This window comes from Candidatus Pelagibacter sp. HIMB1636 (assembly GCF_052047675.1).
GTDB lineage: Bacteria > Pseudomonadota > Alphaproteobacteria > Pelagibacterales > Pelagibacteraceae > Pelagibacter.
This window is the reverse complement of the sequence record NZ_JBNAJP010000001.1, coordinates 512,174-533,194: the sequence shown is the minus strand read 5'-3', so window position 1 is coordinate 533,194 and position 21,021 is coordinate 512,174. Positions and strand designations below refer to the sequence as shown.

Here is a 21,021-nt window from a genome sequence, read left to right as displayed (position 1 = left end):
AATGCCAAAACTTCGGGTAAAATATTTAAGTTTTTTCTTTATATTGATTTCAGTTTTTTCATTTTTAAATATTATCTACTCTTATTATTTCAATTTATACTTAAACTTAAATACATACTACTTCAGTTTAGTAATTTCTGCTTTAGTCGGTTTATTATTTTATAAAATTGATACTTCGGATAAAAAACCTACAATATTTGAAAAAATACTAACTGTGCTTTTGGGATATTTTATTATGCCATTAGTATTATGCATTCCATTTTATTTCAGTATTTATAACTTAACTTTTTTAAATTCTTTATTTGAAGCAGTTTCTGGTTTTACCTCAACTGGTTTCACAATCTTTGAAAACATAAAACATATTGATCAAGGATTAATAATATGGAGATCATCAATTCAATGGATGGGTGGATTATACTTTTTATTTTCAATAATTTTTTTGATTGATATTTATGATGAAAACTTAAAAAAATCCCTTACAAACTTTTTATCATTTAATACAACTGAAGTTTTAAAACAAACAATTAAAATATTTATTTTATATTCATGCTTAACATTAGCTATCTTTATAATTCTTAATATACTTGGAATTAGATCATTTAATTCCTTAAATCTAGCAATGACCATAATTTCATCTGGTGGTTTTTTACCTGTGAATGATCTTTCAACTATACTTGTCCAAAATTCACAGATAATAATTTTTTCATTATTAATGTTAGTTTCTTTCTTTAGTATTTTCTTTGCTTACAATTTATTTTTTTTAAGAAAAAATATTAATTTTTTTCACGAGGATATTCACTTAATTTTATACTTTGTGATAACTGTCGGAATATTTTTTATATTTTTTAGTTACGATAATACTTTTTCTTATAGCTTTTTATCTTTAGTGAGTAGTATTTCTAACATTGGAATTTCATTGAATGTTGAGCAAACTAACCTTCAATTCTTGTACTTACTTTTAGTGATAATTGGAGGGTCATTTATTTCTACAAGTTCTGGATTAAGATTTTTAAAAGTTTACTCTTTAACAAAATATTCTTTAAACCAAATACTTTCGTTTAGTAGACCAAAAAACGTATTTATGAATAAGCTAGTGTTTTCTAAAATTAACTTTGCAACTCAAGATATAAATAAATATTTTCTTACAATTGTTATTTTTATAATCTCACTTTTTTCATTAACAATTTTTTTATCTTTGAGTGAAATCAATTTTGAATATTCATTTAAACTGGCAGTTCTAACATTAATGAATACTGTTAATTCTTCAGCTTATGGAATGGGTGATTTTGATTTTCAAAATTTACATTTTATTACTAAATTTTTTCTTGTTTTCTTTATGATTATCGGCCGTATTGAATTATTATCTTTATTATTGATAGCTAAAAAATTTCTGTTTAAATATTAAATTTGTAATATATATGTATTTCAAATATTGCGCCCTTAGCTCAGCTGGATAGAGCATCGGTTTTCTAAACCGAGGGTCGTAGGTTCGAATCCTTCAGGGCGCGCCATTCCTTTGTCTTTTGAGCATAATTTCTTCTTGAAGTAGTTTTTCTAAAATGTTTTAATCCTGCGAATTCAAAACTAAGTTTTGAATTATTTGTTAACAAATAAAAATAACTAAAAAGGAAGAATAATGTTTAAATACTTAAAACAATTAACTTCTTTAGTAGCAATGGTTGCAGTGTTGTTCACTTTTACAACAGAAACTATGGCTGCTAAAAAATCTAAAACACTTAAAAACACTCAAAAGAAGGGTTTTGTAAGATGTGGAGTATCTCAAGGTCTTCCAGGATTTTCTAATGCTGATGCAGCAGGAAATTGGACTGGTATCGATGTTGATGTATGTAGAGCGGTAGCTGCTGCAGTACTAGGTGATGCAAACAAAGTTAAGTTTACACCATTAAGTGCTAAAGAAAGATTTACAGCTTTAACTTCTGGTGAGATTGATATCTTATCAAGAAACACAACTTGGACTCTTTCTAGAGATGCTGATATCGGACTAACTTTCGTTGGAGTAAACTTCTACGATGGTCAAGGTTTCATGGTTAGAAAAAGTTCTGGTATTACTTCAACAAGCCAATTCAAAGATGGTATCTCAGCTTGTACAAACATTGGTACAACAACTGAGTTAAACATGAGAGACTTCTTTAACTCTAAAGGAATTTCTTATGAGCCAGTTGCTTTTGAAAAAGCTGACGAAGTCGTAGCTGCTTATGATGCTGGTAGATGTGATACTTACACTACTGATAAATCAGGTCTTGCTGCACAAAGAACTAAAATGACTAACCCAGATGATCACATTGTATTACCTGAAACTGTTTCTAAAGAACCTTTAGGACCAGTTGTTAGACAAGGTGACTCAGTATGGGAAGATATCGTTAGATGGTCTTTAAATGCTATGATCGAAGCTGAGGAGTATGGAATTACTTCAGCTAATGCAGATTCTATGAAAACTTCAGACAACCCAGCTGTCAAAAGATTAGTTGGTGCTGAAGGTGAATTAGGTGCTGCTTTTGGTCTAGACAATGAGTGGAGCTTAAGAATTATCAAGCAAGTTGGTAACTATGGTGAAAGCTATAAGAGAAATATAGCTGACACTGGAATTTTACCAGACAGAGGTCCAAATGAATTATGGACTAAAGGTGGAATTCTTTACGTACCACCTGCAAGATAATTGCATATTTAACTAATTAAAAAGGGCTAGATTTTTCTAGCCCTTTTTTTTATAAGCTCTTAAATGAACTTCAAATTACAAAAAATAGTTCCTCAATTAATTACAGTTTTAGCAGTAGTTCTAGTTTTTGGTTTCTTTAGTTATAACGCCCAAGTCAATATGGAAAATAGAGGTATTGATTTTGGATATGGTTTTTTATCTCAAGAATCTTCATTTGATGTCCAATTTTCTTTAATTGAATACGACGGATCACATTCTTATTTTAGAGCTTATCTTGTCGGTTTGTTAAATACTATTTTAGTTTCTGTAATTGGAATTATCATTGCAACTATACTTGGAATAATAGCTGGTGTTGCAAGACTTTCGCCAAATTATTTAATTAATAAATTTGCAGCTTTTTACGTAGAATTTTTTAGAAATATTCCATTACTTTTACAAATATTTTTTTGGTATTTTGCAGCTTTAAGAGCTTTACCTTTACCTCAAGATGCTGATGCAATGTTTGGCGTTTTCTTTTTAACAATTAAAGGACTGTATGTTCCAGCTTTTGTTTGGGAAAATTTTAATGTTTTCTTTTATTCAATAGTTGCAGCAATAATTGCAATAGTTGTTATCAGAATTCATGCTAGAAAAGTTCAAGAAACTCATGGTAAGCAATTGCCAGTTTTATGGATATCTTTAGGATTAATTTTTATATTGCCTTTGTTAAGTTTTTTAATCGGAGGTGTTAATCTTTCTTTTGAAATACCTAAATTAAAACAATTAGCAGCAACTTCTTATAAATATGAAGGTGGATTAAATTTACCACCTGAATTAATTGCATTAACTTTATCTTTAGCATTATATACAGCAACTTTTATTGCTGAGTGTGTAAGAGCTGGAATTCAAGGTGTTGGAAAAGGACAAAAAGAAGCTGCTGCATCTATCGGTTTAAATCCAAATCAAGTCTTAAAATTAGTGGTAATGCCTCAAGCTTTAAGAATTATTATACCGCCAACTACTAACCAATATTTAAATTTAACTAAAAATTCATCATTAGCTGCTGCAATTGCTTATCCAGATTTAGTTTTAGTATTTGCAGGTACTGCGTTAATGCAAACAGGGAAGGCAATTGAGATCGTTTCTATTACAATGCTTACTTACTTAAGTTTGAGTATATCAATTTCTATATTGATGAATTGGTATAATAAAAAAATTGCTATTAAGGAAAAATAAATGTCAAAAATTAATTTTTTAAGACCAGATAAAGAAAATTTGAATACCTTTTTATATTTAGGTTCTTTATTATTTTTTGTTAGTGTTTTAGATGTATTTTTGAATTCATTTTTTAATGTTAACATTACAGGTTTCCTACCAACGTTGTTAAGTTTTGTTATCCCTTTAGTGATTGGATTTATAGGTCTTCACTTTATTAGAATAGAGCATAGTGGGTATAAATTTTTAGACAGTCTAAACAAAAATATTAATACCAATGGCTTTAATGCTGTTCTTTCTTTATTAATTATTTTTGTAATCATTAAAGCAACACCACCAATTCTAAGTTGGTTTTTTGTTGATGCTAGTTTTGCAGGAGATAGTAAAGATGTTTGTTCTGGAACAGGTGCTTGTTGGACATATATCAAAGTTTGGTTTAACAGATTTATGTATGGAATGTATCCAAATGCTGAACAATGGAGAATAAATTTATCTTTTATTTCTTTGACGTTACTTGGTTCTGTTGGTTATTTTGCAACTGAAAGATTTAAAAAGTATTTAACTTTATACTATGTAGTTATTTATCCCTTTATTGCGTTTTTGTTTATATTCTTTTTTATATCAGGTGGACCAGTATTTTTTGATTTCTCTTATGGTATAATTGCTGCAGTTATTTCGATTATTCTTGGATTTTTTATTCCAAGTAGATTTAAATTTTATTATTTTTTAATTGTTCCGTTAACCCTTTATATAGTTCTTAAATACTTTGTTTTTTATGAAGAGTTAATTGAACTTGGTAAACTTGATGGGTTAAACTGGGTTGAAACGGGAGCTTGGGGTGGATTGTCTCTAACATTCATTATTTCGTTCTTTTGTTTAATTTTCTGTTTTCCCATAGGTATGGCTTTTGCTTTGGGAAGAAGATCTGAGTTACCTTTAATTAGATATATATCTGTAGGATTTATTGAGTTTTGGAGAGGAGTGCCGTTAATTACAGTCTTATTTATGTCTGCTGTAATGTTTCCAATGTTTTTACCGGAAGATTTTTTCATAGATAAATTAGTTAGAGCAATTATTGCAATTTCATTATTCGAAGCTGCATATGTTGCAGAAGTAATAAGAGGGGGATTACAAGCTCTACCAAGAGGCCAATACGAGGCAGCAAAATCACTAGGTATGGGATATTGGAAGATGCATATATTTGTAATTTTACCTCAAGCACTTAAATTAGTAATTCCAGGTATTGCTAATACCTTCTTAGCTTTAGTAAAAGATACACCTTTAATATTTGTCGTTGGATTATTAGAGATAGTTGGAATGTTAAATTTAGCAAAAACTAATCCAGAATGGCTAGGATTTGCAATGGAAGGCTACGTATTTGCAGCAATAATTTTCTGGATTATTTGTTATGCAATGAGTAAGTATAGCTATAATCTAGAACAAAAATATAAAACAGAGCGATAAAATTATGTCTGATAGTATTATTCAAATTAAAAATGTGAATAAATGGTTTGGTGATTTTCAAGTATTAAAAGACATAAATTTAGAAGTTAAACCAAAAGAAAAAATTGTAGTTTGTGGACCGTCAGGTTCTGGTAAATCAACGTTAATTAGATGTATAAACAGATTAGAAGAACATCAACAAGGAGATATCATTGTTGATGGAAATACTCTAACAGAAGATACAAAAAATATTGAACAAATTAGAGCTGAAGTTGGAATGGTGTTTCAACAGTTTAATCTATTTCCTCACTTATCTATTGTAGATAATTGCACACTGGCCCCTATTTGGGTGAAGAAAATGCCTAAAAAAGAAGCTGAAGAATTAGCACTAAAGCATTTAGAAAGAGTTCAAATTCTTGACCAAGCTCAGAAATTTCCAGGTCAATTATCTGGTGGTCAGCAACAAAGGGTCGCAATCGCTAGAGCTCTATGCATGGAACCGAAGATTATGTTGTTTGATGAACCAACATCTGCACTTGACCCTGAAATGATTAAGGAAGTTCTTGATGTAATGGTCGATTTGGCTAACCAAGGTATGACGATGATCGTTGTTACACACGAAATGGGTTTTGCTAAAGAAGTTGCAGATAAAATGATCTTTATGGATGAGGGTATGATAGTAGAAAAAGCTGATACAAAAGAGTTTTTTGCTAATCCAAAGAGTGATCGTACTAAGCTTTTCTTAAGCCAAATCTTGTAAAATATATATACATTTTGATCTTAACAATTGCTTGACAGGTTTTTAGTTTTTAAGGTTTTTTTAAAAAAATAAATAAATTTTTCTATTGCAGTAGTTGAAATAAATTTGTTCAATAGACTTTTAAAATTTAATTAAGAGGGGTCTTAATGGAAGATAATTTCAACAAACACTTAGGGAACAAACTTAAGTTAAGAAGATTGGCTTTAGGTTTAACCCAAACAAAGGTAGCAAAAGCGATAAACGTAACATTTCAACAAATTCAAAAATATGAAAAAGGGACTAATGGAGTAAGTTCAATAAGATTACTTCAGCTTTCAAATTATTTAAAAGTACCAATAAATTATTTCTTTGAAGATTTTTCAGAATATTTAGTTAACTTAGAAAAATCGCAAGAAGGACATATGAATGTTAATTATAATTTTTTAGCGAAAGTTTATTCAGAACTTAATGCTGATCAAAAATTAAAATTTAACAAAACACTACAAATTTCAGGATCTAACATTTCTAAAGCAGTTTAATCATAACCAAAATGGAACCCGTTTGGTTGTTTGTTTATTCTTAAATATTTAAGATTAATTTTTTTTTTGGCTCCTCGGGCAGGACTCGAACCTGCGACCAATTGATTAACAGTCAACTGCTCTACCAACTGAGCTACCGAGGAATGTAAAAATCACAACTTACTTTTTTTTAAAACTAAAACAAGATTTTTTTTGGAGGCAACGCCCGGAATCGAACCGGGATACAAGGATTTGCAATCCTCTGCGTAACCATTCCGCCACGTTGCCTTCTTGTTTTAGACGAATAGCTTCAGGCCTTTTTATATTAAATTTTTTATATTAGTCTATTAAATAACGATCCAAATTGATTATTGTTAAATAAGATTATTAAATTATAAACTTTAAAATCAATGAGTAACGATAAATATATCCATTCTGAAGTTGAAAATAAGATTTATTCATATTGGGAAAAAAACGAATTATTTAAACCAAAAGAAAATTCTAAAAAATTTTCAATAGTAATTCCTCCACCAAATGTAACTGGTAGTCTTCATATGGGCCACGCATTAAATAATTCTATTCAAGATTTATTAATTCGTTATCATCGGATGAACAATTATGAAACTTTATGGCAACCAGGAACTGACCACGCTGGTATTGCAACGCAAGCCTTAGTAGAGAAAAAACTCACTTCTGAAAAGATAGATAAGAATGAGATTGGTAGAGTTAAGTTTATTGAAAAGGTTTGGGAATGGAAAGAGCAATATGGTGATATAATAATTAATCAATTAAAAAAACTTGGTTGTTCTTGTGACTGGTCAAGAAATGCTTTCACAATGGATGAAAACTTATCTAAATCAGTTATTAAAGTTTTTGTAGAACTTTACAATAAAGGTTTAATTTACAAAGATAAGAAATTAGTAAACTGGGACACGGTACTTAAAACAGCTATTTCAGATTTAGAGGTAGATCAAAGAGAGGTAAATTCAAAAATTTACTATATTAAGTATCCTATAGATGGAACTAGTGAATTTATAACTATAGCAACCACAAGACCTGAAACAATGTTGGGTGATACTGCTATAGCTGTTAATCCAAAAGATGATCGGTTTAAATCATTTGTCGGCAAAACAGTAACTATTCCAATTGTTGGTAGAAAAATAAAAATTATAGAAGATGATTATGCTGATCCTGAACAAGGCACTGGAGCATTAAAAATAACTCCTGCTCATGATTTTAATGATTATGATGTCGGTCAAAGAAACAATCTAGAAATAATAAATATTTTTACTGAAGAAGGTAAAATAAATGAAAATGCACCTGAACATTATAAAGGTCTAGATAGATTTGAAGCTAGAAAAAGAATTTTAAAAGAACTTAAAGAAAAAGAATTTTTTGTAAAAGAAGAAAATATTAAAAATAAAGTTCCATATGGTGATAGATCTAATTCTATAATTGAACCTTTTCTTACAGAGCAATGGTTTGCTGATGCTGGTAAATTATCTGTTAAAGCAAAAGAAGTTGTTAATTCAAAAAAAACAAATTTCTTTCCTGAAAATTGGTCAAAGACATATTTTCAATGGATGAACAATATTGAACCTTGGTGTATTTCAAGACAATTGTGGTGGGGACATCAAATACCTGCATGGTACGGACCCGACAATAAAATCTTTGTAGCTATAAATGAAGAAGAAGCAAAGTCTCAAGCAAAAGAGTTTTACAAAAAAGAAGTAGAACTAATTAGAGATCCTGATGTTTTGGATACTTGGTTTTCATCTGGTTTATGGCCTTTTGCTACTTTAGGGTGGCCAGAGGATGATGATTATTTAAAGAAATTTTATCCAACTTCAGTATTGGTAACTGGTTTTGATATTATCTTTTTCTGGGTTGCTAGAATGATTATGTTTGGAACAGAATTTCTAGATAAAGAACCGTTTAAAGATATATATGTTCACGCACTTGTAAGAGACGAAAAAGGACAGAAAATGTCTAAATCAAAAGGAAACGTAATTGACCCTTTAGATTTAATAGAAAAATACAGTGCTGATGCTTTGAGATTTACTTTACTTTCAATGGCTTCACCTGGAACAGATGTAAAATTATCAGAAGATAGAGTTAAAGGTTATAGAAATTTTTTAAATAAATTGTGGAATGCCAATAACTTTTTAATAACAAATGAATGTGATTTTAAAGAAATTGACGATCTACCTAGTTTAAACTTAAACATTAATAAATGGATATATTCAGAGTTAATTGATGCAAAAAATAAAATTCAAAAAAATCTTGAAGATTATAGATTTGATGAAGCCGCAAAAAATGCTTATCAGTTTGCTTGGCACTCATATTGTGATTGGTATCTGGAGCTATCTAAAACTATCTTATTTTCAGATGATAATGATGCAAAAGCTGAGGTTAAAAAAGTATCATCTTACGTATTCAAACAAATTTTAATCTTACTTCATCCATTTATTCCTTTTGTAACAGAGGAAATATGGCTCAAAGACCAATTTGATAAGAATGGTACTGATTATTTGATGCATAAAAATTGGGTAACAGGAGAAGTTAATAAAGATAATAGCACTGAGCAGGTAGAAAATATCATCAATATAATTTCAGAGCTTAGATCCTTTAAAAATGAGCTAAATGTTAGCCCAGGATCATTTATTGATGTTTCAGTTAAAGGTATTAATGACAATCAAAAAGAATTTATTAATAAGAATGAAGTAATTTTAAAAAAACTTGGAAGAATAAATAATATATTTGACGATGATTTAAAAAAACCTGCTGCAACAATGGTTGTCTCAGGTGACTTATTTAAAATTTATTTTGATAAAGATGTGGATTTAAAACTAATCAAAGAAAACTTAACAACTAAACAAAGTAGATTAGAACAGGAAATGAATAAAATTTCTCAAAGATTAGAGAATAAAAGTTTTATAGATCTTGCACCAAAAGAGATTGTTGAACAAGAAAAAACTAATTATAATAATTTAAAGAATGATATTGAAAAAATATCAGTAACAATAAAGGGTATATAATGGCAAAATTTAATAAAAAGAAACTTCCAAGTAGACATACATCATTAGGACCAGATAGAGCTCCACATAGATCTTTTTACTATGCAATGGGTGAAACTGAAAAAGATGTAGCAAAGCCTTTTGTTGGAGTAGTTTCAACTTGGAATGAAGCAGCACCTTGCAACATTGCTTTGATGAGACAAGCACAATCTGTAAAAAAAGGTGTCAGAACAAATGGTGGAACACCAAGAGAATTTTGTACAATTACTGTTACGGATGGAATTGCAATGGGTCATGAAGGAATGAAATCTTCCTTAATTTCAAGAGAAGTTATTGCAGACTCTGCTGAACTTACTGTTAGAGGACATTGTTATGATGCATTAGTCGGTATTGCTGGCTGTGATAAATCGTTACCAGGTTTAATGATGTCAATGGTTAGACTTAATGTACCAAGTGTATTTATTTATGGAGGATCAATTCTTCCAGGTACGTACAAAGGAAAAAATGTAACAGTTGTTGATGTATTTGAAGCAGTTGGAAAACATTCATCAGGCCAAATGTCTGCAGCAGAACTTAGAAAATTAGAATTAGTAGCTTGTCCAAGTGCAGGTGCTTGTGGAGGTCAGTTTACAGCTAATACAATGGCATGTGTATCAGAAGCAATTGGTTTAGCTTTACCTTATTCAGCAGGAACACCTGCTCCTTATGAGGAAAGAGATAAGTACGCAAAAGAAAGTGGTAAAATGGTTATGAACCTTTTGCAGAAAAAAATTAAACCAAGAGATATTGTTACAAGAAAAGCTTTAGAAAATGCTGCAACAATTGTTGCTGCAACAGGAGGATCTACTAATGCTGGCCTTCATTTACCAGCTATTGCTAATGAAGCAGGAATTAAATTTGATTTAATGGATGTTGCAAAAATATTTAAAAGAACACCTTATCTTGCAGATTTAAAACCTGGTGGAAAATATGTTGCAAAAGATATGTGGTTAGCAGGTGGTGTACCAATGCTTTTAAAAACTTTATACGAAGGTGGATATATCCATGGTGATTGTATGACAGTTACAGGTAAAACCATGAAAGAAAATTTAAAAAATATTAAATTTAATCCTAAACAAAAAGTAATGAGATCTTATAAAGATCCATTATCTCCAACAGGAGGTGTTGTTGGATTAAAAGGAAACTTAGCTCCAGAAGGAGCAATTGTTAAAGTTGCAGGACTTAAAAAATTACAATTTACTGGAAAAGCAAGATGCTTTGATAATGAAGAAAGCGCTATGAAAGCTGTTCAAAGCAGAAAGTATAATGATGGTGACGTAATTATTATTAGATACGAAGGACCAGTTGGAGGTCCAGGTATGAGAGAAATGTTGTCTACAACTGGTGCAATTTATGGTCAGGGAAAAGGGGAGAAAGTAGCCCTTATAACTGATGGAAGGTTCTCTGGTGCTACAAGAGGCTTTTGTGTGGGTCACGTAGGCCCTGAGGCTGCTCTAGGGGGTCCCATAGGCCTTTTAAAGAATGGAGATATCATTGATATTGACGCTAAAAAAGGAACTATCAATGTAAGACTTTCTAAAAAAGAATTAGCTTCAAGAAGAAGAAAATGGAAAGCTAAAAAATCTGACTTTGGATCTGGAACTTTGTGGAAATATGCGCAAACGGTTGGACCAGCATATTTAGGTGCTCCAACTCATCCAGGTAAGAAAAAAGAAGTTAAAGATTACTCAGAGATTTAATGAAAATAAGACCAGTTATTTTATGTGGTGGTGCTGGTACTCGACTTTGGCCTAATTCTAAAAATCATCAAGCAAAACAGTTCATTGATTTTGGTAATTGGACTTTACTTGGAAAAACTTTAGAGAGAACAAAAGCATCTATTTATGATGCACCCATTATAAGCACAAACAAAAAATATCTAAGTAAAGTTAAACAACATTTAAGAAAAAAAAAAATTAATAAATATAAAATTGTTGTTGAGCCAGCTAAAAGAAATACAGCTCCTGCTATTTTAAGTACAGCTTTAATAAAAGATATTCCTGATAATCAGCCACTAATGTTTTTTACAGCAGATCATTTGATTGAGAAAATGAGCATTTTTAACAAAGCTATCAATAAAAATAAGTCCAATCTTAATGAAAATAATATTTTTGTATTTGGTATTAAACCAAAATCTCCAACAAGTGATTATGGTTATTTCTTAACCAAAAAAATTAAAGGAAATATTAATAAAGTAACAAGATTTATTGAAAAACCTAAAGAAGCAAAAGCAAAAGAAATCATTCGAAAAAATGGATATTGGAATTCAGGAATGTTTTATCTTCGAAAAGATTCAATCATCAATAACTTTAGAAAATATAACCCAACTATATATAGAAATTGTGTAGCAGCAGTTAATAAGGCAAAATATAAATCAAACACTTATCATTTAAATAAAGCTTCATTTATAAAAGCAACCGCTAAATCTTTTGATTTTGCAATTCTTGAAAAAACAAAAGAAATTAATGCGATCAAACTAGACATACCTTGGTCAGATCTTGGAAGTTGGAAAGAGATTTTAAAAATGTATGACAAAAATAAAAACAAATACATTAAGAAGAAAAATGTTTATTACAGACCATGGGGTAGATACACGAACCTATTTGAAGGTAAAGAGTTTTTAATTAAAGAACTTTATGTAAAACCAAAAGGCATTTTAAGTTTACAAAAACATCATCACCGTGCTGAACATTGGTTGGTTACTCAAGGAAATGCCAAAATAACGCTTAATAAAGATATAATTACTAAAAAACCTGGAGAGCATATATTTATTCCATTAGAAGCCATTCACAGAGTTCAAAATCCTGGAAAAAAACCAGTTAAGATTGTTGAAGCTCAAGTTGGCTCAATATTAAAAGAAACTGACATTGTAAGATTTCAAGACGTTTACGGCAGAGTAAAGTAGTGGACTTGTTAACAATAATTTTATTAATAATAATTGGATTATTAACTTTCTTACTCTTAAAAAAAGAAAGAGTGTTTGGAATTAATACTGAAGAAAACTCTGAAAAAGAAACAGTCAAAATTGTTGAAAGCAAAGATTACAGAAATAATTTGTATGATTTACTAAATTATATTCCAGAAGCAGTAATCATATTAGATAAAAGTAAAAAAATTATTTTTAGCAACAATTCCTCAAATAAACTTTTTCAAATAAAGCTAAATGAAAATATTAGTGGCTTTTTACGTAATCCAGATCTTCTAAATTCTATTGATAAAGCTTTTCAAGGCACAAATGTTACAGATTTAGAAATTGAAATCAGAAATCAAGCAACTCAAAGATTAAATATAACTGCTTATTTAGATCACAATAACATTTTTTTTGATGAACAATCATGCGTGCTGCTAATGAGAGATTTAACTGAATTCCATAAATTTCAGCAGCTAAAATCAGATTTTGTAGCTAATGTTTCTCATGAACTTAGAACACCATTACAGTCAATTAAAATGGGCCTTGAGACCTTTGATGACAATTCAGAATTAAAAAAAAATTCAGAAATAAACAATTTCCTACCAGTAATGATATCTCAATCAGAAAGAATGGAAAATTTGATTAGAGATTTATTGTCATTATCAAAAATAGAACTGCAAGAGCACATAAGGCCAACTCATGAGATAGATTTAATAGAATTGTTAGATTATGTAATTAAAACATACGAAAAAATAATTAGTAAAAATAATATTAAAATTAAATTTAATAAAATTGAAAATTTTAAAATAATTGGTGACAGAGATAAATTAATTGAAATTTTTACAAACCTTATTGATAACTCAATTAAATATAGTAACAAAAATAAAGAAATTACAATTTCAGCAAAAAAAGATGGTGAACTTAATATTGTTTCAATAGCAGATCAGGGAATAGGTATACCAAAAGAATCTTTGCATAGAATCACAGAGAGATTTTTTACAGTTGATCCTAGCAAAAGTCGTAGTGTTGGAGGAACTGGTCTTGGTTTAGCTATTGTTAAACATTTAGTTTCGCAACATAGAGCTGAAATGGATATTAATAGTGTAGAAAATCAAGGGACAACTATAGATATCAAATTTAACTCACTATAATACAACTAAAAAGTTAGTGGTTGTAACAAAAGTTTAACCTTTCTTTAATAAAATATTTAAGAATCAAATCTATTTAGTTCGCATTATGAATCTAAAAAGGAGAATTATGAAAAAAGTAATAGGTGTAATATTTGGATTTCTTTTAGTACTTAGTTTTACAACAACTAGTTACTCAAGAGATCAAATCAAAATTGTAGGATCTTCGACTGTATATCCTTACGCAACAGTAGTTGCAGAAAAATTCGGTAAAAGTGGGAAGTTTAAAACCCCTGTAATCGAAAGTACAGGTACTGGTGGTGGAATGAAATTGTTTTGCGCTGGTGTGGGTGTTAATCACCCAGATGTAACTAATGCATCAAGAGCGATTAAACCAAAAGAAAAAGCATTATGTGAAAAAAATGGTGTATCTGAAATTATTGAAATTGTAGTAGGTAATGATGGTATTTCTTTTGCACATGCAGTTAGTGCTCCAGACTCTAACTTTACAAAAGAGCAATTATGGAGAGCTTTAGCAGCTAAAGTTGATGTTGATGGTAAACTTATTGAAAATCCATATAAAAAATGGAGTGATATTGATGCAAGTCTTCCAAACAAAAAAATTGAAATTTTAATTGCACCCCCAACGTCAGGAACGAGAGATGCTTGGAATTCATTAGTGATGGGTAAAGGTTGCTCTAAAACAGCAAAATCTTTATTTGGTGATAAAGCTAAAAAAGAATGTGCAAAAATGAGAGAAGATGGTTATGCAGTTGAGGCTGGTGAAAATGATACTCTTATTGTACAAAAATTAACATCAAACCCTGATGCTTATGGTTTCTTTGGTTACAGTTACCTTGTGGCAAATAAAGATAAGGTAAAAGCAGCTTCTATTGAAGGTGTACAACCATCTCTAGAAGGTATTCAAGATTACTCATACCCAATTGCAAGACCATTATTCTTTTACGTTAAAAAAGCACATATTGGTGTTGTTCCTGGTATTGAGGAATACTTAAAAGAGTTTACTTCTAAAAAAGCTATGGGTAACAGAGGATACTTGGGAAAAATTGGATTAGTTCCTTTAGCATCTGACAAGTACAAAGTTACTCGAACTGCAGCATTAGATTTAAACACAATAAGTATTAATTAATTAAAATCTTATTTTCAAAAAAAGGCCAGTTTATCTGGCCTTTTTTTTATTCAATCTAGAATTTAATTTGTAACAAAACTGTAACATTTAGAAGATAGACATCATTTCTAATGAACTTCGTCTTAATATTCTTATTATCAATATTTTCATTATCTTTATTTTTTTACGGTAAATCAAAAACTAAAAGTATCTCAATAAACAAAAATATTAAATTAAACGCACTTCCAAAATTTTATGGATACTACCTGGTATTATGGTGTTCGATACCTTCTTTAGTGTTCCTGGTTATCTGGACATTGTTCGAACCAGTAATTATTAAATCAATAATTATTGAAACTGCTGCAAATAAGGGAGCTATTTTTAATGATAAGAATGAAGCAAATTTAGTTTATGAAAAAATTAAAGCTATTTATGCTGGTACTTTTTTTGGAGATATAGATATTATTTTAAAAGAAAGTGCAATTTCATATGCAAAATTTATTAATATTTTTACTAATTCAAAAATAGTATTAATTTTTACTATTGTCATTGCTTCAGTAATTTATTCGTTAAAAAAAATCAAAAATAACAACAAAGCAAGAGATGATGTTGAAAAAATTTTAAAAGGATTATTATTTGCTTCATCTCTAATTGCAATTTTAACCACTTTAGGAATAATTTTTTCACTTTTATTTGAAAGTATAAAGTTTTTCTCAGTGATAAATATTTTTGATTATTTATTTGGGACTAATTGGAGTCCTCAGAGAGCTTTTGTTAGTGATGCCTCTGCAATAACAGCAGCCGAATATGAAGAACTTAAAGATGCATTTGGATTTATTCCATTGATTGCAGGAACATCATTTATTGCTTTAATTGCTATGTTGGTCGCAGTTCCAATTGGGTTATTTTCTGGAATTTATATGGCAGAATACGCTTCACTAAAAATAAGGAGAATATCAAAACCAATAATTGAAATCTTAGCTGGTATTCCAACAGTTGTTTATGGATTTTTTGCAGCCCTAACCGTTGGTCCTTTTTTTAGACAAATTGGTGAAAATTTAGGATTAACTGTATCATCGGAAAGTGCTCTAGCAGCAGGATTAATTATGGGTATTATGATCATTCCTTATGTGTCATCATTATCTGATGATGTTATTAATTCAGTACCACAATCTTTGAGAGATGGTTCTTATGCAATAGGTGCAACAAAGTCTGAAACAATAAAAAAAGTTGTTATACCTGCTGCATTACCAGGTATCATTGGCTCAGTTTTACTTGCAATATCAAGAGCAATTGGTGAAACAATGATTGTTGTTATGGCAGCTGGTCTTGCAGCAAATTTAACTATTAACCCATTAGAGTCCACAACAACTATTACCACTCAGATTGTAATGATTTTAGTTGGTGACCAAGAATTTGATAGTCCAAAAACTCAATCTGCTTTTGCTTTAGGATTAACTTTGTTCATAGCAACCCTTGTTCTTAATTATATAGCACAAAGAGCTGTTAAAAAATATCGAGAGAAATATGACTAAAGAACAAAGATTAAAAAAAAGACATAATGCTGAAAAAAGATTTAGATTTTATGGTCTAGCATCAATTTTTGTAGCATTGTTGTTTGTTATTATTTTGGTTCACAATATTTTTTCAAAAGGAAGTTCTGCATTCATGAAAACAGCTATAAATGTTGAAGTTTTTTATGATCAAGAACTTTTAGAAATTCAAAATGGAGCAACAGAAAATGAGATTTTAGATGCTGATTTTTATGATGTTACTATTGAGAGTTTGTTAAAAGTTTATCCTGCTAAGAATTTAGATCAAGAAAATCAATTGATTGACTTATTCACAACAGATGCTGAGATTGAAATTAAAAGAGCTTTTTTAGAAAATAATAATTTAATTGGAAAAACATTCAATGTAGAGATTACAGCATCAGATGATATTGATCAGTTACATAAAGGAAATTATCCAAGAGATTTACCAGAAGACAGAAGAAGAATATCAGATTTTCAATTAATTATTTATGATACGTTAGTTGAAAATAAAAAAATTATTAAGAATTTTAATAATTATTTTTTTAAAAATGGAGATTCTCGTGATCCTGAACTTGCTGGTATTGGTGGTGCATTAGTTGGATCTTTTTACAGTATAATTATCTGTTTATTATTAGCTTTTCCTGTTGCAGTGTTAGCTTCAATTTATTTAGAGGAATTTGCTCCAAAAAATAAAATTACTGATTTTATAGAAATTAATATCAATAATTTAGCTGCTGTTCCCTCAATAGTTTATGGTTTATTAGCTTTACAAATATTATTAGCCATAATCCAATTGCCAAGATCCACACCATTAGTTGCTGGAATAACTTTAGCTTTAATGACACTGCCTAGGATAATTATACCTTGTAGAGCTTCATTGAAGGCAGTACCTCCATCAATACGAGAAGGGGCTTTAGCAGTTGGTGCTTCCAAATTTCAATCTGTATTCCATCATGTTGTTCCTTTAGCGTTGCCTGGAACTTTGTCTGGAACAATTATAGGATTAGCACAAGCTTTAGGAGAAACAGCTCCATTAATATTAATTGGTATGGTTGCTTTTGTTGTGGATATTCCTTCAACACCAATAGATCCTTCAGCCTCTCTACCTGTTCAAGTATATTTGTGGTCTGAGTCTGCCGAAAGGGGATTTGTAGAGAAAACATCTGCTACCATCATGATGTTATTAAGTTTTTTAATTGTAATGAATTTCTTAGCGGTATATTTAAGACAGAAATTTGAGAAAAGATGGAACTAATGAACGAAGTAAAAATTAAATCAACTAACTTAAATGTTTACTACGGTGAGAAGCAAGCATTGTTTGATGTTAATTTGGATTTAAATGAAAAAGAGGTTACAGCTTTAATTGGTCCATCTGGTTGTGGAAAATCTACTTTTATTCGATGTTTGAACAGGATGAACGATGTTATTGATATCTGTAAAGTTACTGGAAATATAGAAATTGATGGTATTGAAATTAATGACAAAAATTTAGATGTTGTATCTTTAAGAGAGAGAGTAGGTATGGTCTTTCAAAAACCAAATCCATTTCCAAAAAGTATTTATGATAACATTTCATATGGTCCAAAAATTCATGGAAAAGGTGAAACTAAAAGTGAATTAGATGAAATCGTTGAGAGTAGCTTAAGAAAAGCTGCTCTATGGGAAGAGGTGAAGGATCGACTTGACGAACCAGGTACAGGACTTTCTGGGGGTCAACAACAACGACTTTGTATCGCGAGAGCAATCTCTGTAAATCCTGAAGTTATATTAATGGACGAACCTTGTTCAGCATTAGACCCTATAGCAACAGCAAAAATTGAAGAATTAATCGATGAACTTAAAAAAACATATACAATTGTGATTGTAACACACTCAATGGCTCAAGCAGTTAGAGTTTCGCAAAAAACAGGCTTTTTCCATCTAGGTAAGTTAATTGAGGTAGGTAAAACAGAGAAAATTTTTAAAAATCCTGACAATAAAATGACACAAGACTATATTACAGGTAGATTTGGATAAATTATGAGTAATGAGCACACAGTAAAATCATACGAAGAAGAATTAAGATACTTAATTGATTCAGTAATTAAAATGGGAAGTTTAACAGAGTCTCAAATGGTAGATTCTATGGATGCTGTAATCAAAGTTGATAAAGACTCTATTGATAAAATTATTAAAAGCGATGAAGAAATAAATAAATTCAGATCCAAAATAGATACTCAGATTATGACATTACTAGTCAAAAGAGCACCTATGGCTATTGATTTAAGAGAAACAATCAGTTCTTTAAAAATATCTCAAGATTTAGAAAGAATAGGTGATCTATCAAAAAGTAACGCAAAAAAAGTAAAACCTTTACCATTAGATTTGCCTGAGGAACTATTAGGAAATTTAAAGAGATTAGGAGATTTAGTAATTAAACAATTAAATGATGTTCTAGATAGTTACGTAAATAAAAATTATGATAAAGCTAAAGAAGTATGGGAAAAAGATGAACAAGTTGATGATTTGACCTATATAGCCATGGAAAGTGTTATTGATTTTCTTTCAAAAGATAAAAAGAATTTAGATTTTTCAACCCATTTGATTTTTGCAACAAAAAATCTTGAAAGAGCTGGAGATCATATAACTAATATAGCTGAAACAATTTGTTTTTTAATTAAAGGTGAATACTTAAAAGGTAGCAGACCTAAAGGAAAAGTTATTCAACAATAAAAATGAATGGTAAGATATTTATTATTGAAGACGAACCTTCAATAATTCAATTAGTTCAACATAATCTAGAAAAAAACGGTTTTATAGTATCATCATCATTAAATGGCAATGATGGTTTAAAAGAATTAAAAAAATTTCAACCTGATCTACTATTATTAGATTGGATGTTACCTGATCTTTCAGGGATAGAAATTTGTAAAAGTATAAGAAAAGACAATAGTTTTAAAAGTTTACCAGTGATTATGCTAACTGCCAAAGGTGAAGAGGAAGACAAAATAAAAGGTCTAGATAGTGGTGTAGATGACTATTTAACTAAACCATTCAGCTTTAATGAATTAATGGCAAGAATGAAGGCTGTGTTAAGACGATCTAATCCAAATATAGTATCTGACAGTTTAGAGTATGAAGACCTAAGCTTAGATAGAATTGAAAAAAGAGTGTTTAGAGATCAACAAGAAATTAAGCTTGGACCAACAGAATTTAGATTGTTAGAATTTTTTTTAACTAATCCTAAGAGAGTTTATTCAAGAGATCAAATTTTAGAAAATGTTTGGCCAAATAATGTAAATGTTGAAAGCAGAACTATTGATGTCCATATCAGAAGATTAAGACAATCTGTAAATTTAAAAAATAAAAAGGAATTAATTAGAACTGTAAGATCTTCTGGTTATTCACTTATTTAAAAAAACTTTTTTTACCAGATAAACAGCTATTATCATTCCAATCAATTCAGCTATTATATAAAATGGTGTATTTAAATAATTTATACCAGTAAATGATTCTGTAAAAGTTCTAGCTATTGCAACTGCAGGATTTGCAAATGATGTTGATGAAGTAAACCAGTAACCAGCTGTAATATATAAACCAACTGAAGCAGCCACAGTAATTTTACCTGATTTCATTGAACCAAAAATTATCATTATAAGACCTAATGTAGCTACTATTTCTGATACAAATATATAAATGCCATCTCTTGATTTTGTAGATAGTTCAAATATTTGATGTTCAAAAAAGAAGTTAGCTAAAGCTACACCTAACATACAGCCTAAGATTTGAGCAGAAATATAAAATGGAAGTAATCTTTTTTTTAATTTTCCTGTAATTGTCATTGCAATACTAACAAATGGATTGAAATGAGAACCAGATACATCAGCAAATACTGTGATTAATACAAATAAGCCTGCACCTGTTGCTATAGTATTAGCAATTAACATTACAGCTATATCGTTGGTCAAGTTTTCTGCCATTAAACCTGATCCAACTATGATCATTACTAGAAAGCAACTTCCAATAAATTCTGAAAGAAAATATTTACTTTTATTTTTCATTTATCCAATCTTTAATTTTACTACTAATAATATTAAATGTATTTCTAATGATTATTTGTTTTTCTTCATTATTTGCACTTTGAAGTTTGGATACAGGATCTTCAATATCCCAATGTATTATTTGTTCCTTTTGAGGCCAGATAGGGCACACCTCATTATTTGCGTTATTGCATACGGTAAATACATGATCCATTTTAATTTCATTATTTATAAATTCTTCAAAGTTTTTAGAGCTATAATTACTTAGATCATAATTTTTGTTTTTCTCTAAAAAACTTCTAACATCTTGATTGATTATTCCAGAAGGATTACTTCCAGCACTAAAAGCTTTAAATTTATTTGAGTATTCGTTATTTATAATACTTTCAGCTATAATACTTCTTGCAGAATTACCAGTGCATACAAATAAAACATTTTTCATTAAAAAATAATTTTGTAAATACCGATTACAAATAGTGGAATTTGTAATCCAAAATTAGTTAAAATAGCCTTATCCTTTAACAAGAAACCTGAAATTGTCCATCCAACAACACCCAGTCCATGAAAATATATATTCAGTGGATAAACATTAAGATTTGTAAGCAAAATACCAGTTAACACCAAAAATGTGCTGATCCATTTAAGATATTTTTTTATAAATAACATTCAAAAT

The 21,021-nt window shown here is 29.6% G+C and carries 19 protein-coding genes and 3 tRNA genes; 17 read left to right on the top strand and 5 right to left on the bottom strand.

Annotation, left to right across the window (positions count from 1 at the left end; genetic code table 11):
• Nucleotide 1: 1 nt before the first annotated feature.
• The 7 genes from ACTTA6_RS02825 (at nucleotide 2) to ACTTA6_RS02795 (ending at nucleotide 6,592) form a co-directional block, all read left to right on the top strand.
• Nucleotides 2-1,405 carry a TrkH family potassium uptake protein gene (locus tag ACTTA6_RS02825; RefSeq protein ID WP_440614415.1) on the top strand — a complete coding sequence of 468 codons (1,404 nt, stop codon included), beginning with the start codon at nucleotides 2-4 and terminating at the stop codon, nucleotides 1,403-1,405.
• Between the two features lie 29 nt (nucleotides 1,406-1,434).
• A tRNA-Arg gene (locus tag ACTTA6_RS02820) sits at nucleotides 1,435-1,511 on the top strand.
• 125 nt (nucleotides 1,512-1,636) lie between these two features.
• Complete coding sequence (locus ACTTA6_RS02815; protein ID WP_075506690.1) at nucleotides 1,637-2,677, top strand: amino acid ABC transporter substrate-binding protein; 1,041 nt, start codon at nucleotides 1,637-1,639, stop codon at nucleotides 2,675-2,677.
• A gap of 63 nt (nucleotides 2,678-2,740) precedes the next feature.
• Complete coding sequence (locus tag ACTTA6_RS02810) at nucleotides 2,741-3,892, top strand: amino acid ABC transporter permease (protein ID WP_440614414.1); 1,152 nt, start codon at nucleotides 2,741-2,743, stop codon at nucleotides 3,890-3,892.
• On the top strand, nucleotides 3,893-5,335 hold the full coding sequence (locus ACTTA6_RS02805) for an amino acid ABC transporter permease (RefSeq protein ID WP_440614413.1): 1,443 nt from the start codon (nucleotides 3,893-3,895) through the stop codon (nucleotides 5,333-5,335). It abuts the gene before it with no gap.
• 4 nt (nucleotides 5,336-5,339) lie between these two features.
• A complete protein-coding gene (locus ACTTA6_RS02800) occupies nucleotides 5,340-6,074 on the top strand; it encodes an amino acid ABC transporter ATP-binding protein (protein ID WP_316963573.1) in 735 nt (244 codons plus the stop codon).
• A 146-nt stretch (nucleotides 6,075-6,220) separates the two neighbouring features.
• A complete protein-coding gene (locus ACTTA6_RS02795) occupies nucleotides 6,221-6,592 on the top strand; it encodes a helix-turn-helix domain-containing protein (RefSeq protein ID WP_262589252.1) in 372 nt (123 codons plus the stop codon).
• Nucleotides 6,593-6,659: 67 nt separating this feature from the next.
• Here ACTTA6_RS02795 and ACTTA6_RS02790 read toward each other — a convergent pair.
• Both ACTTA6_RS02790 and ACTTA6_RS02785 read right to left on the bottom strand, forming a co-directional pair.
• Nucleotides 6,660-6,735: transfer RNA gene (locus ACTTA6_RS02790), tRNA-Asn, on the bottom strand.
• A 50-nt stretch (nucleotides 6,736-6,785) separates the two neighbouring features.
• Nucleotides 6,786-6,859 (bottom strand) — tRNA-Cys (locus ACTTA6_RS02785).
• A gap of 122 nt (nucleotides 6,860-6,981) precedes the next feature.
• On the opposite strand from ACTTA6_RS02785, the gene ACTTA6_RS02780 reads away from it, so the two are divergent.
• The 10 genes from ACTTA6_RS02780 to phoB all read left to right on the top strand — a co-directional run bounded on the left by ACTTA6_RS02780 (nucleotide 6,982) and on the right by phoB (nucleotide 19,724).
• A complete protein-coding gene (locus ACTTA6_RS02780; protein WP_440614412.1) occupies nucleotides 6,982-9,609 on the top strand; it encodes a valine--tRNA ligase in 2,628 nt (875 codons plus the stop codon).
• Nucleotides 9,609-11,327 carry a dihydroxy-acid dehydratase gene (gene ilvD, locus ACTTA6_RS02775; protein WP_440614411.1) on the top strand — a complete coding sequence of 573 codons (1,719 nt, stop codon included), beginning with the start codon at nucleotides 9,609-9,611 and terminating at the stop codon, nucleotides 11,325-11,327. Before ACTTA6_RS02780 ends, ilvD begins: the two co-directional genes overlap by 1 nt.
• Nucleotides 11,327-12,532: a sugar phosphate nucleotidyltransferase gene (locus ACTTA6_RS02770; protein WP_440614410.1), complete on the top strand. Its 1,206-nt coding sequence runs from the start codon at nucleotides 11,327-11,329 to the stop codon at nucleotides 12,530-12,532. The genes ilvD and ACTTA6_RS02770 overlap by 1 nt, the downstream gene beginning before the upstream one ends.
• Nucleotides 12,532-13,689 carry an ATP-binding protein gene (locus ACTTA6_RS02765; RefSeq protein WP_440614409.1) on the top strand — a complete coding sequence of 386 codons (1,158 nt, stop codon included), beginning with the start codon at nucleotides 12,532-12,534 and terminating at the stop codon, nucleotides 13,687-13,689. The genes ACTTA6_RS02770 and ACTTA6_RS02765 overlap by 1 nt, the downstream gene beginning before the upstream one ends.
• A gap of 106 nt (nucleotides 13,690-13,795) precedes the next feature.
• On the top strand, nucleotides 13,796-14,815 hold the full coding sequence (locus tag ACTTA6_RS02760) for a substrate-binding domain-containing protein (protein WP_440614408.1): 1,020 nt from the start codon (nucleotides 13,796-13,798) through the stop codon (nucleotides 14,813-14,815).
• A gap of 110 nt (nucleotides 14,816-14,925) precedes the next feature.
• Complete coding sequence (gene pstC / locus ACTTA6_RS02755; protein WP_440614407.1) at nucleotides 14,926-16,329, top strand: phosphate ABC transporter permease subunit PstC; 1,404 nt, start codon at nucleotides 14,926-14,928, stop codon at nucleotides 16,327-16,329.
• Nucleotides 16,322-17,584: a phosphate ABC transporter permease PstA gene (pstA, locus tag ACTTA6_RS02750; RefSeq protein WP_440614406.1), complete on the top strand. Its 1,263-nt coding sequence runs from the start codon at nucleotides 16,322-16,324 to the stop codon at nucleotides 17,582-17,584. The genes pstC and pstA overlap by 8 nt, the downstream gene beginning before the upstream one ends.
• A complete protein-coding gene (gene pstB, locus ACTTA6_RS02745; protein ID WP_440614405.1) occupies nucleotides 17,584-18,345 on the top strand; it encodes a phosphate ABC transporter ATP-binding protein PstB in 762 nt (253 codons plus the stop codon). The genes pstA and pstB overlap by 1 nt, the downstream gene beginning before the upstream one ends.
• A gap of 3 nt (nucleotides 18,346-18,348) precedes the next feature.
• Entirely contained in the window at nucleotides 18,349-19,041 is a 693-nt protein-coding gene (phoU, locus tag ACTTA6_RS02740) for a phosphate signaling complex protein PhoU (protein WP_262589241.1), read from the top strand.
• A 2-nt stretch (nucleotides 19,042-19,043) separates the two neighbouring features.
• The gene (gene phoB, locus ACTTA6_RS02735) at nucleotides 19,044-19,724 is read left to right on the top strand and encodes a phosphate regulon transcriptional regulator PhoB (protein ID WP_440614404.1); all 681 of its coding nucleotides are present in this window, start codon (nucleotides 19,044-19,046) and stop codon (nucleotides 19,722-19,724) included.
• On the opposite strand, the gene ACTTA6_RS02730 is transcribed toward phoB, so the two are convergent.
• Genes ACTTA6_RS02730 through ACTTA6_RS02720 form a run of 3 tightly spaced genes read right to left on the bottom strand, consistent with a single transcriptional unit; the run spans nucleotide 19,713 to nucleotide 21,014 of the window.
• Nucleotides 19,713-20,369: an MIP/aquaporin family protein gene (locus ACTTA6_RS02730; protein ID WP_440614403.1), complete on the bottom strand. Its 657-nt coding sequence runs from the start codon at nucleotides 20,367-20,369 to the stop codon at nucleotides 19,713-19,715. The two genes, phoB and ACTTA6_RS02730, sit on opposite strands and share 12 nt — an antisense overlap.
• The gene (locus ACTTA6_RS02725; protein ID WP_440614402.1) at nucleotides 20,359-20,790 is read right to left on the bottom strand and encodes an arsenate reductase ArsC; all 432 of its coding nucleotides are present in this window, start codon (nucleotides 20,788-20,790) and stop codon (nucleotides 20,359-20,361) included. Before ACTTA6_RS02725 ends, ACTTA6_RS02730 begins: the two co-directional genes overlap by 11 nt.
• Nucleotides 20,790-21,014, bottom strand: a complete 225-nt coding sequence (locus tag ACTTA6_RS02720; RefSeq protein WP_440614401.1) for a DUF6552 family protein — start codon at nucleotides 21,012-21,014, stop codon at nucleotides 20,790-20,792. Before ACTTA6_RS02720 ends, ACTTA6_RS02725 begins: the two co-directional genes overlap by 1 nt.
• Nucleotides 21,015-21,021: the final 7 nt, after the last annotated feature.